This window comes from Vibrio sp. 10N.222.52.C12, assembly GCF_041474215.1.
Classification (GTDB): Bacteria; Pseudomonadota; Gammaproteobacteria; order Enterobacterales; family Vibrionaceae; genus Vibrio; species Vibrio crassostreae_C.
The window spans coordinates 25048-37489 of the sequence record NZ_JBFRTR010000029.1 but is presented as its reverse complement, the minus strand read 5'-3'; the positions used below and the strand labels follow the sequence as shown (position 1 = coordinate 37489).

Below are 12442 nucleotides of genomic sequence, written 5' to 3'. Positions count from 1 at the left end.
CTCGAATGAGAGTTATTTGGAACCTTCGCTGTCATAAGCGAAGGTTTTTTTATGCGCAAATCACATAAAACGCGCATAAACGAAAATAATAAATGACCGCAAACGAAAGTTAATATACGATTCAATTATGTTCTAAAATGCTCGTTCGCTCAGAAAGAGGTCAAAACCATGAGTGCTCAACAAACTAATTCAAACAATAGTACATCTTCAACTCTAGACTTAATCGTTATTGGCGGCGGCATCAATGGTGCGGGTATCGCGGCAGACGCTGCTGGTCGTGGTCTAAACGTTGGTTTATACGAAGCAAATGATTTCGCCTCTGCGACGTCTTCTGCAAGTTCAAAGCTAATCCACGGTGGTTTACGTTACCTTGAACATTATGAATTTCGTTTAGTTTCAGAAGCACTTGCAGAGCGTGAAGTGTTGCTGAGAAAAGCACCTCACGTTGCACAACCAATGCGTTTCCGTTTACCGCACCGACCATTTTTACGCCCGGCTTGGATGATCCGCTGTGGCCTATTCCTTTACGATAACTTAGGTAAACGTACGACTCTTCCTGGAAGTAAAACGGTGAACTTGGCTCAATCAGGTTTGCTTAAACCAGAAATGAAAACAGGTTTCGAATACTCAGACTGCTGGGTCGATGATGCGCGTATGGTATTGCTGAACGTATTAGCGGCGAAAGAAAACAACGCAGAAATACGCAACTACTGCCGAGTTGAAAAAGCGCACCGCGAAGGCGACATTTGGCACGTAACGATTCTTGATGTGATGACAAACCAACGTTTCGAGCGCAAAGCGAAAGCATTGGTCAACGCAGCTGGCCCTTGGGTGAAACAGTTCTTTGATGATGGTTTAGAGCAGGCTTCGCCTCGTAATATTCGTCTGATCAAAGGCTCGCACATTGTTGTGCCACGCATTCACGACGAACCACAAGCGTACATTCTGCAAAACAAAGACAATCGTATTGTGTTCATGATCCCTTACCTAGATAAGTTCTCGATCATCGGCACTACCGACCTTGAATACAAAGGCGACCCACGTAACGTCGCAATTGATGATGTCGAAGTAGATTACTTGATTGATATCGTTAACCAGCACTTTGTTAAACAGCTTGGCCGTGAAGACGTGGTTTGGACATACAGTGGCGTAAGACCGCTTTGTGATGATGAATCTGACTCGCCACAAGCGATCACTCGTGACTACACACTGGAGCTGGATGCAGAAATGGATCAAGCACCACTGCTATCTATCTTTGGTGGCAAGTTAACGACTTATCGTAAACTCGGCGAAGCGGCACTGAACAAGCTAGAACCTTACCTGAAACACATGGGCGCACCTTGGACAGCTAACGACACACTACCGGGTGGTAACTTCAGCTGCAGCAGAGAACAGCTCGCTAAGATGATCCACACCAAGTACCCTTGGATATCAGAAGCACTGTTACTACGTTATGTGACTCAATTTGGTACTTACACTTGGAAGCTGCTGGAAGGTGCAACGAGCGAAGCTGATCTTGGTACCCAATTCTCAAGCGAAGCACACGGCGTTTATCAAGCTGAGATCGATTACTTGATCAATGAAGAGATGGCGATGACTGACGAAGACATCTTGTGGCGCAGAACCAAGCTTGGCCTGTACTTAAGTGAAACAGAGCAGCATGCAGTTTCTAGCTACTTAAAAGAGAATCTTGAAAGCACTGTGGTGAACTTTTCTCAAGTCGGTTAGTTCTTCTAGCAAAACCATCCGCTCCTGAATATAAATAATGACAAAGCTTAGCGCTCCCCACGCTAAGCTTTTTTATTGTCTACTATTCCGCTCAGCCTGAGACTTTATTCACACCTCTATTTTCAACAAAAACTAAATAGTGTTTTATTAATCCGGTTGATTATCAACTTCACAAAAGGTTGCTATTCTTTATCTCAACGAAACAACACATTTAAAAACGCTCACCATGTCAGCGCTTTAATAACGTTTGTCTCTATGTTTTCTCCCAATACGGCGGATTACCATAATATTCAGAGAAGTAGTCAATGAAGGCTCTCACCTTTGGTGCAAGTAACCTTGTGCTTGGGTACACAGCCCAAATTGCAGGCTCTGATGTTAATGGGTAATCTTCTAATATTTGAACCAGCTGACCGCTTTTCAGTTGTTCATAGGCACACCAATTCGATGTCACCGTGATACCCATACCACCTGAGGCTGCGTCACGCAGTGCTTCTCCGTTATCTGCCCTGAACGACCCAGATGCCTTAATCGTCTTAGGCCCGCTTTCAGTATTGAACGTCCAGTTTTCTAAACCAATTAAGCTAATACACTGATGATCATTAAGATCTCGAGGTGTGGCTGGCTTACCATATTTGATTAAGTAATCAGGCGATACACACACAATACGCTTGTCTGTCGCAAGTTTTCGGGCAATCAGTGTCGAGTCTTTCAGCTCCGAGATGCGAATCGCGATATCAAAGCCACCTTCAACAACATCCACCATCGAATCTGATAGTCTGAGATCGACTTTTAACCCAGGGTAGCGCTCTAAGAATCCAGGTAAAGCAGGGACAAGATGCAAACGCCCAAAAGACGCAGATGCGGTAACTCTCAGCGTTCCGGTTGGAGAGTCACAGCCCACACCAACCGCCGATTTGGCAGCATCGACGCTCGATAACACCTCTTCAGCATGAGGCAAGAACGCTTCCCCCTCTTCGGTTAAAGAGACCTTACGAGTGGTTCTATGCACCAAGCGAACGCCTAAATTGTCTTCCAGTTTACTAATGTGCGAGCTTGCAACAGCAGGAGACAAACCAAGCTCTTGCCCAGCCATGCTGATGTTATGTGTGGAAGCTAAACGAACAAACAATTTGAGGTGTTCAATATTCATGAGATTACCAATAAAATCTTAAAAATCGTGTACCAGTAACCCTCATTATGCGTCATTAACATAACAATACAACGTATTAACTCAGTTGAATTGTGAAGAAGTGATTGAGCCAAAACGAAAAAAAACTCCCGAAGGAGTTTTTGTCTAAGTCTGTAATTCGCCATTTAGCTAGTCAGCAAAATTGCCAACTCACTAGCCAGTTAAACGAGCATGCAGTGAATCTTTAAGTTCAGAACGATCATGTTTCAATTGGTGCATCGAGCCGTCATCAATGGGTGAATCTTTCAGCTCTAGTTTACGAATCTCTTTATCAAGGTTGTCGTATGTCTTCATATCTTCTGCAAAGCCATCGTCAGTTTTAGCAAGCTCAGCAATTTTGTCTTTCATTTCAGGAAATTCGTGAACAAGAGAGTGATTTTCACCTAGCATAGAAACCTCTTAAGTTGAGTAAAGTGATTGGTAGTACACATTCATTATTTACCTTAGCAAGGGACTCAAATAACAAATGAGATCCAGTACACAGCCTAGAATATAGACAGTTCAGATTCACAAATTTACAACATCCACCAAGAAAATGGCTTTACTGATTTTGAATTGTCTCAGTAACGGAAGTAGGCTTATGGCGATTATCCCGCCTCGAAAACAATACTTCTTTCGATTTTTACTTAGCCTGCAAGTATCGTTTTTAACTAAACGCTACCAAGCAAACGTCTGAATAACACTGTCTTTAGCCATTGGGTTTGATGCTATCGCATGGTTCACCTTAGCCAAAAATTGCTCTCTTGAATCAAGCAGGAAACCTTTCTGAGTCACGATGTTATTACCATGGTCGCCCCAATAGAAAGTGTCGATGTTTAGATTCTCAAGCAGATACTTTTCTTCTTCTAAGATCTGAAGTTGCGTCGGCATAACGAACTTGCCACCTTTTACTTCTTGTTCCATCACGGTTCCTGGCTGAATCGCTAACGCCATTGGCGCTATCTGCTCAGGCTTCATGATATTCAGTAATCTTGTGGTCTCGACAATATGTTCACGTGATCGATCACGACCGCCAAGGCCGAAGATAAACGAAAGTAAGGTTTCAATGCCGGCTTCTTTGGCTAATTCCATGCCTTCGATCGCTTGTTCTGGTGTCATGCGCTTTTTGATGTTGTCGAGTACAACCGCATCGCCTGACTCCAACCCCGCATAAGACATAGTGAGACCGGCACTTTTAAGCTCTTTAAGTTCGCTCAAGCTTTTACGACGGAAATCGTTCAAACCACTATAGAGCGATACTTTTCTGCTTTCTGGAAAGGTATGACGAAGCTTATCCAAAATCTTAAGGAGATAATCCGTGCGGGCGGCCATCACGTTGCCATCGATAAGGAAAATTGATTCAACATAAGGATAAATCAGGCGAGCTTCTTCGATATCTTTAAACACATCCTCAATATCACAAACCTTGAATCGTTTATCGCTGAACATATTACAGAACGTGCACGTGTTGATACTGCAACCTAAAGTGGTTTGAATCAGAATGCTCTTCGCCTCTGTCCATGGACGATATACTTTTCCCTCGTAATTCATATTGGTTTCTCCGGTCTATAAGCACGAGAGCGTGCTTTAATAAAACAGAGTTTATCAACACCAGTATTCATTGATAATTCGCGATATAGTCGAATCAGTTTTTAGATTTTGTATAAAATAAAAGCCTTGTGACAACACAAGGCTTTGTAGGGGTAACTCTCTACCGGAGCAGCTGAAAATGTGTTTCCACAAAAGAAGATTAGCTGCTGCACCCTTGGGTATGAACTCGATTCATGTCGTCACCGACTTGTGCTTCTTGAGACCCCGTCGATTGGCATCCTGCCACGAATAACAGCGTTACAGATAAGATAAGCCATTTCATAATAAATCCTCTTTCGGTCATGACTAAAGCATAGTGCTTAAAAGCGCGGATACCTCAGTCATTAACTAAAACCTTACCTACCGATAAGGCCTTGGTTAATGAACAAAGCATCGCTTCTTTAACTAACGACCTGCTTTTGTACAAAAAACTTTCACTTCAACGAATGAAAATCGTACAAGAGCGAAAATAGGACAGCTATGGAACTAAGAATAAGAACTAGAAGTTAGTCACTCGTCGCCAAACGTACAGCCGCTTCTGCATGAATGGCTGTGGTATCAAACAAGGGAACATCAGTGTGTTGCTGCTGAATCAGGAGGGCGATTTCAGTACAGCCCAGAATAACGGCTTCTGCACCTTGTTGGCCTAGCTTCTCAATGATTTGACGGTATACATCTCGAGATTCTTCTTTTACTTGGCCTCGACACAGCTCTTGATAAATGATGTTGTGGACTTTCTCTCGGTCACTCTCATCAGGAATCACCACATCGATACCGAATTTGTTAGTCAGACGGCCTTTATAGAAATCTTGTTCCATGGTGAAAGCGGTACCGAGTAATCCAACTTTCTTTACACCCTGTTCAAGCAACTTCTGCGCTGTGGTATCAGCGATGTGCAAGATAGGAATCGTGACCTTCTCTTCGATCTCAGGAACGACCTTATGCATGGTATTGGTACAAATCAGAATGAAATCAGCCCCGCCCTTCTCTACCGATAAAGCCGCGTCCGATAAGATATCCGCCGTCTCAGCCCAGCGACCTTGATGTTGAAGCTTTTCTATCTCATCGAAGTTCACGCTGTACATACAAACCTTTGCAGAATTGAGCCCGCCGAGTGTGGCTTTAACGCCCTCGTTGATGGATTTGTAGTAGCTCACTGTCGACTCCCAACTCATACCGCCGAGCAAACCGATCGTTTTCATTTTTCTATTCCTTTAATTTCCGACTAACTCGATTAAACCGTCATGCATTGAAAATTTATAGTACGTTCTTGCTTAAAGCGAACCCATAACACCTTATTCCTTTCAAACGATTGCTTTCAAACCGTTCATTCCCAAAACCTCCGCTCACAAAAAAGGCTCGAATTTAAAATCCGAGCCTTTGAAGTTTTGACCAAGGGTATACTTGGCGTTAGTACACCTCACACCAATCGGATTTCATGTCGATCAGTGTCCAATCCTCTCTGGAATTCGGCTCATCTAGCGCTTTATCAAGCTTGCCAACGTGAGACTCACGATCGTACTGCCACTCGCGCTCAGCATCAGTGTGATGAACAATCATCGCCATTGAATTGGGTTGGCTCGTTGCCCATTGCATCATCGCTTGGTCACCGTCTGAGTTGCCGACCGCTAGAATAGGTTTCTTGCCGATAATATGCTGAATGTTAGTGACCTTTCCGGCTTTGTCATCAATGGTCAAAATCAACGAATCTTTGGTCACCGTTGGTTTGCCATCGTTGTAGCTGTAGTTGTATTTAAGCGCACTACCGATGATTTGCTCTGTAGGAATATTGTAAGCTTGTGGAGCCCACGCCCTCATGAAATCAACGCCTCCGCCCGACACAATATAAGTCTTAAAGTCATGCTCTTGCAGGTAAGTCAGCATCTCTTTCATTGGCTGATAAGTAAGGTCTGTGTAGGCTTTGTTGAAACGTTTATCTTTTGCTACCGTCAGCCATTGCTCAACGTCTTGCTGGTATTGCTCAACAGTCATACCAGAATGTGTCGCCATGATGATTTTCAATAGCCCTTCTTCACCGCTGCCCAGAACGCTCTCAATATCATCTTCGAGTACAAACTTAAACGGTGCTTCGGTTTTCCATTCAGGGTGATCAGGCGCCATCTCTTTTACACGATCTAGTGCAAAGGCTAATTGGAAGTAATAAGGCTTTTCCGACCAAAGCGTACCGTCGTTATCGAACACGGCAATGCGATCTTCAATTGCCACGAACGTATCAGACTCAGCTTTAGTGGCTTGCCCAACAAAGTCGACGATAGCGGATTTGCTCTCGCTGTCCTTCCAAGAAGGCAGCAAGTTGGGATCACAATCTTTAGCAAAAGATGAGAAAGAGAGACTGGATAAGATCGCGACAGATAAGAGGGTTATTTTCATCATAGCAACTACCATGTTGTTGAATTAATTGTAGGGTTTAATTCAATTCATCCTAGTTGGTCTACTCTGATTTACCACTTATGAACACTATAACCAATGCTCATGTTGGTATTAGATTAGTACCACAGCTAAGCTGGCTGAGGGTGCTCTGCGATGTATTTATCGAGAACTTAAAAGGAGACAAACAAAAAAGCAGAACTTCAATTCCTCAAAGTTCTGCTTTAACAATCCATGACTGCTTACGCTCTGCGCTTTTTGAAAGCGTGCCAGCCGGCGCTGAAAATTGTTTTTACCACCACGCTTAATGCGCTAAGTTTAGGGTCAGCATTCTTGCCAGAGGCAATGCGCCACATCTGATGTTCATACCAAACCAGCCCGACCATCGCCACCTTGTCTAATGCGGGTTTTCCTGTGGTTGGCACCGTTAGTGGCATGCCGTGGCTAGGGTTTTCAATTAACTTGTTAGGGAAATCAGGATCAACCGCCATTGTTCGCGCAATACCAATAAAATCGGTCGCCGAGGTGTTTAATGCTTCATTCATTGCTTGCGCGGTTCGAAAACCACCCGTGACCACCAGCGGAGTGCTGACGAGTTTTCTCGCCTTAACCATGTAATCCATAAAATACGCTTCACGTTTTACTGTGCTGGCCTTGATTGGTTCAGTTTTGCTTTTCGACCCCATCATTGATGGGCTTTCATAGGTGCCGCCGGAGATCTCAATCAGGTCGATACCATTGTCACTGAGTGTTTGTACAACCTGCATCGACTCTTCTTCAGTGAAGCCACCTTTCATGAAATCAGCACTATTGAGCTTAATTCCGACAGGGAAATCGTCACCGACCTCTTTTCGAATCGCGCGATAAACCTCAAGCACGAAACGAAGTCTGTTTTCGAGTGAGCCACCCCATTTGTCTTGGCGTTGATTATGTCTTGAAGACAAAAACTGACTCACGAGATAACCATGAGCACCGTGGATCTGCACACCGGTAAAACCCGCTTGTTTTGATAGCTTTGCACTCAGCGCAAATTTATCAATGATTGCGATTATTTCCGTCTCAGTCAGAGCTCGTGGCGTATTGAAGCCTTTCTCTAATCCACGCTCTAAAGAGATAGCCGAAGGAGCAACCGGGCTATCACATAAGAATTTAGGGATTTGCTTTCCTGGGTGGTTCAATTGCATCCATATCTGCGAACCATTTTGTGTTCCAGCCTTCGCCCACTCACGAAATACGCTTAAGTCACTTTGTTCATCCAACACAACGTTTTTAGGTTCACCAAGCGCGCCTCTATCGACCATCACGTTACCCGTTATGGATAGACCAATTCCTCCTTGAGCCCAACGCTGGTAAAGCGTGACTAAACCTTGCTTAGGGTTATGATGTTTATCACCTAGCTGTTCACTCATTGCCGATTTGAACAGGCGATTTTTGATCACTTGGCCATTAGGAAGAGAAAAAGGGTCGTTGAGGCAGATCGGATTCATGCGCGTGGTTACTTTCTTGGGTTTATATATTGAGTCCAGTATGCCCTATTTTATCCGACAGTTTTTATCATTTAGTGCCTATTTCGAAGCAAGTTTCGCTCAATAATAAAATGCCAGCGGCATAGCAGCTGGCATTAATCGATTATAAATAGAATCTCAAAAACTGGGCTGACGCTGCTGAAATATGTCAACCAGAAAGGCTCGAACACCCTTTACGCTCATGGTAATTGTCGTTATTGTGATTCTCTACGCCATCATCACAAGGACTGTCTGAGAGTTATGAACAGCACGATTGAAACTATTCTGGGGCACCGCTCCATTCGTCAATATACAAATCAACCGATTGAAAAAGCACAACTTGATGTGATTATTCAGGCTGGTCTCGCGGCTTCATCATCGAGCTTACTGCAGGCTGTTTCTATCGTGAGAGTGACAGACACAGAGAAGCGCAAGTTGCTAGCTGAATACGCAGGCAATCAAGCTTACGTGGAGAACGCGGCTGAGTTTTTGGTGTTCTGTATCGACTATCAACGCCACGCTCAAATTAACCCTGAAGTGAAAACCGACTTTACTGAACTGACCCTGATTGGCGCGGTCGATTCTGGCATCATGGCGCAAAACTGCATGCTGGCTGCTGAGTCTCTAGGTTTGGGTGGCGTTTACATTGGCGGGTTGCGTAACAGCGCACAACAAGTCGATGAACTGTTAGAACTGCCACAGCACACCGCCGTGTTGTTCGGGATGTGCTTAGGTCACCCGGCACAACAACCAGAGGTGAAACCTCGCCTCCCTGCTCACGTAGTAATGCACGAAAACCAATACCAACCGCTGAGCCTAGATGAAATTGCCAGCTACGATGATTCGATGCAAAGCTACTACGCAAGCCGTTCAAGCAACCAAAAGCAGAGCAGTTGGTCACAGCAGATCACACAGAAACTCTCTGGTGAATCTCGCCCACATATCCTGCCTTACTTAAACAGCAAGCAGCTGACCAAGCGTTAAGCCGTTAAGCCGTTAAGCCGTTAAGCCGTTAAGCCGTTAAGCGATTAGAGCTAGCAGCAAACAGCAGTACAAACAAAAATGTCAGCGTAATATACGCTGACATTTTTATTTATCCGGAGGCGGCTAGCTTACAGATATTTCTCAATCGGTAACAACTGTAGGAAACCTGATTGCATTCGTTCCCATTGACCAGTGTCAGGTTCGCTGTCCCAACGTTGATCGCCTGAATACCAATACACATCACCGTCTTCCAGTTCCAAGCGCCAGCTATTATCTTCACTCATCGCTTGCTCAATGGTGTCAGCTAACATTTCAGCAATCTCTTTGTTCTCGATGATCAAAACCGATTCCGTATTGAGGTAGGTAGAACGCAAGTTGAAGTTAAATGAGCCAATGCTTGCGATGCTGCGGTCGAATACAACTGATTTAGCGTGCAAACCATAGGCCGTCTCAGGCGCACATTTAGACACGTCTTGAGTCGATGCTTCACACAGCTTAGATTCTGGTTTTAGCTCAAACAGATCGATGCCATGCTCCAACATGTCGTAACGTCTGCCTGCATAAGCAGAATGATTAGTCACCAGATCATTAGACGCCATAGAGTTAGTTAGCGCTTTTATCTCAACGCCCTTGTTGTTCAATACCTGCCACTCTTCAAGCTGACCATCATCGAATACAAGGTAAGCGGATTCCAGCAAGATCTCTTGTTTCGATTCTCTCGCTAATTTCCCTAGAAGAATCGCAGTCGCTTTCGGTTCATCGGTATTGTCTGAATCATCAGGGACGGGTTGATCGTAAACAAAACGAGCATTCACCCATGTCATCTCACCAATCACCTCTTTCAGCAAACTATCAGCAGCCTCACGGTCTAATGGTAATTCAGGGTAATTTTGATAGTGCGGAACGACAATATTATCTATCTTTGAGAGATCAGGTTGTTCGTCATCCCCCAGCATATCGACAGGGTAAGACCAACGACTGTTCCAGTATTCAACAAAACTGGTTTGGATGGTGTTAACTACCGAGCCCATGACTAATACATCGCGGTCTCGGAAATTGATTTCATCAGAAAGGTCAAAGTATTCATCACCAATATTACGCCCGCCAACCACAGACAAAGTACCATCTACGGTAAACGACTTATTGTGCATACGGCGATTTAAGCGAGAAAAGTCACCGACAAAGCTCAGCCATTTACTGAAGCCACGGCGTGTTGGTGTTGGATTGAAGATACGAATCTCGACGTTCGGGTGCGCATCCAGTGCCGACAGCAAACCTTCACGTTCGTTGAGGTTGATATCATCCAGCATTACACGAACCTTCACACCGCGCTCGGCCGCGGCTAACAAACGACTGGCTAAGTAACTGCCCGACTCGTCAGAGTTCCAGATGTAGTATTGAATGTCGATGGTGTGCTCGGCACTTTCGACCAGCGCTAATCGCTGTGCCAAGGCATCCCAACCAGACTCTTGCAGACGAACCGCAGTGGTGCCTTGCTCTAAAGCTTCAGGCTGAAATTCATTGGTTAGAACCGATAAAGTGCTGGGTGCAGGAGAGGTTGGCGGTTCTGTCGGGTGGTCGATGCCTTCAGGAAGTGAAGAACACCCACCTAAAACGGCGATTAAGATTAGTGTTAAACTGATGCGTTGGAGCACAGGCATGTATCTGACTTCCTTTTCACGATGACGTCTTTAGAAACTTTCCGTACAGCTTTTCAATGAACAAGCTATTCCGATCTATTCATTGATTATTACTGCTAAAGCCCGAAATTTATAGGTAATTATCCAGTATAAATTTAAAGGTCGGTAAATTGGCCTACAGATCACTTAAGTTGGGTGAGTGCCAAACAGTATAAACTCAGCGGCTTTTCTACCATTTCGATGTTGAGTCTGTTCGGTCTGGGTGATGCTTCACCATTGTTTGGAGATCTAGTTTCACCGCTTGATTTCACACTAACAGGCGTGTCGACTTACTTATATGAGATTGTGCAAACGCATTACTTACGTAAGCGCTAAAGCTGTTGTTGATCTAAGGGCATGTAAGGATCAACACCGAAAACATTGTTCACGCTGCATAACCTTTATCGTCTCTACACAAGCCTTCCCTACAAGCTCAAACGGGGCTGAATAAAGTCGATAAACGCCGAGATACGTTTAGAGACCGATGACGACTTGTAGTAAACCGCATTCACTCGCTCTCGGTCTGTGTTGGCAAGTTTGTCTTGTTCCAGAATAGGGATTAGGCGACCCGCAGCCATATCTTCCTGCACCATAAACCCCGATAAACAAGCAATCCCATTTCCAGCTAAGACTAGTTGACGCACGGTTTCACCATTACTGGCTGTCACAGTAGGCGCGACATCACTTTGGTTTGGTAAAGGCCAATGGTTAAGCACTTTGTTACCCGCAAACCCCACAATTTGATGCGAACTCAAATCTTCAGGTTTGGTGGGCAGCCCACGCTTAGCGAGATAATCAGGTGACGCCACAATATGGAGTAAACTTTTTCCTAACGGGCGAGCGTGCAGTGTTGAATCGGACAACTTACCGATTCGAATCGCAACATCAGTTCTCTTTTCGAGAAGATCAACGAAGCCTTCGTTGGAAGTGAGTTCCAACTCAATGTCTGGGTAAGCCTCTTTGAATGACTGCACCAACGGCACTAGCTGATGGAATACGAATGGACTGGCGGCATCGACTCTTAAACGACCTTTTGGCAACTCTCCGCGCGACACGATTTCTTCTTCCGCGCTCTGAATCATCTGTAATCCCACCCTGACTGAATCGACAAACTGCCGTCCTTCCTCCGTCAATTCCACGCGTCTCGTTGTTCGGTTGAATATTGAGACGCCGAGTTGCGACTCAACCTTACTCACCGAACGAGACACCTTGGCGACCTGCACATCCAGCGCCTCTGCCGCCGCAGAAAAACCACCAGCATCGACAACGGTGAGTACCATTTCTAAATCATCTGAACGGGTTAACATGAGGCTCCTTCGCTATCTTCATTTTGTTTAATGTCATCTCGCTTGTGCTCATCACAGCTCAAATCATCTGAGTCTTTTCGATCTCATCAGCTT

At 44.9% G+C, this 12442-nt stretch carries 11 protein-coding genes; 2 read left to right on the top strand and 9 right to left on the bottom strand.

Annotated features, from left to right (window positions below; genetic code table 11):
* The first annotated feature begins 168 nt into the window (after nt 1–168).
* Nucleotides 169–1728, top strand: a complete 1560-nt coding sequence (gene glpD, locus AB4623_RS06220) for a glycerol-3-phosphate dehydrogenase (protein ID WP_102428455.1) — start codon at nt 169–171, stop codon at nt 1726–1728.
* Between the two features lie 253 nt (nt 1729–1981).
* Here the strand turns inward: glpD and AB4623_RS06215 are convergent, their stop codons facing one another.
* The 7 genes from AB4623_RS06215 to AB4623_RS06185 all read right to left on the bottom strand — a co-directional run bounded on the left by AB4623_RS06215 (nt 1982) and on the right by AB4623_RS06185 (nt 8361).
* Complete coding sequence (locus tag AB4623_RS06215; RefSeq protein WP_102428071.1) at nt 1982–2878, bottom strand: LysR family transcriptional regulator; 897 nt, start codon at nt 2876–2878, stop codon at nt 1982–1984.
* Between the two features lie 192 nt (nt 2879–3070).
* Complete coding sequence (locus AB4623_RS06210) at nt 3071–3307, bottom strand: YdcH family protein (protein ID WP_065606862.1); 237 nt, start codon at nt 3305–3307, stop codon at nt 3071–3073.
* 267 nt (nt 3308–3574) lie between these two features.
* Nucleotides 3575–4447, bottom strand: a complete 873-nt coding sequence (locus tag AB4623_RS06205; protein WP_102428072.1) for a radical SAM protein — start codon at nt 4445–4447, stop codon at nt 3575–3577.
* A 199-nt stretch (nt 4448–4646) separates the two neighbouring features.
* Nucleotides 4647–4769 (bottom strand): hypothetical protein, encoded by a 123-nt coding sequence (locus tag AB4623_RS06200; protein ID WP_258182976.1) that lies wholly within the window; start codon nt 4767–4769, stop codon nt 4647–4649.
* Nucleotides 4770–4992: 223 nt separating this feature from the next.
* Complete coding sequence (locus AB4623_RS06195) at nt 4993–5688, bottom strand: aspartate/glutamate racemase family protein (RefSeq protein WP_102428073.1); 696 nt, start codon at nt 5686–5688, stop codon at nt 4993–4995.
* Between the two features lie 208 nt (nt 5689–5896).
* Nucleotides 5897–6880 (bottom strand): HAD family phosphatase, encoded by a 984-nt coding sequence (locus AB4623_RS06190; RefSeq protein WP_102428086.1) that lies wholly within the window; start codon nt 6878–6880, stop codon nt 5897–5899.
* Between the two features lie 236 nt (nt 6881–7116).
* Nucleotides 7117–8361, bottom strand: a complete 1245-nt coding sequence (locus AB4623_RS06185; RefSeq protein WP_102428074.1) for an NADH:flavin oxidoreductase/NADH oxidase family protein — start codon at nt 8359–8361, stop codon at nt 7117–7119.
* Nucleotides 8362–8640: 279 nt separating this feature from the next.
* On the opposite strand from AB4623_RS06185, the gene nfsA reads away from it, so the two are divergent.
* Nucleotides 8641–9363 (top strand): oxygen-insensitive NADPH nitroreductase, encoded by a 723-nt coding sequence (gene nfsA / locus AB4623_RS06180; protein ID WP_017060948.1) that lies wholly within the window; start codon nt 8641–8643, stop codon nt 9361–9363.
* 128 nt (nt 9364–9491) lie between these two features.
* Here nfsA and AB4623_RS06175 read toward each other — a convergent pair whose 3' ends face one another.
* Together AB4623_RS06175 and AB4623_RS06170 are read right to left on the bottom strand one after the other, a co-directional pair.
* Nucleotides 9492–11024, bottom strand: coding sequence for a phospholipase D family protein (locus tag AB4623_RS06175; protein ID WP_372145978.1), 1533 nt, complete (start codon nt 11022–11024; stop codon nt 9492–9494).
* Nucleotides 11025–11467: 443 nt separating this feature from the next.
* Nucleotides 11468–12349: a LysR family transcriptional regulator gene (locus AB4623_RS06170; RefSeq protein ID WP_017064026.1), complete on the bottom strand. Its 882-nt coding sequence runs from the start codon at nt 12347–12349 to the stop codon at nt 11468–11470.
* Nucleotides 12350–12442: the final 93 nt, after the last annotated feature.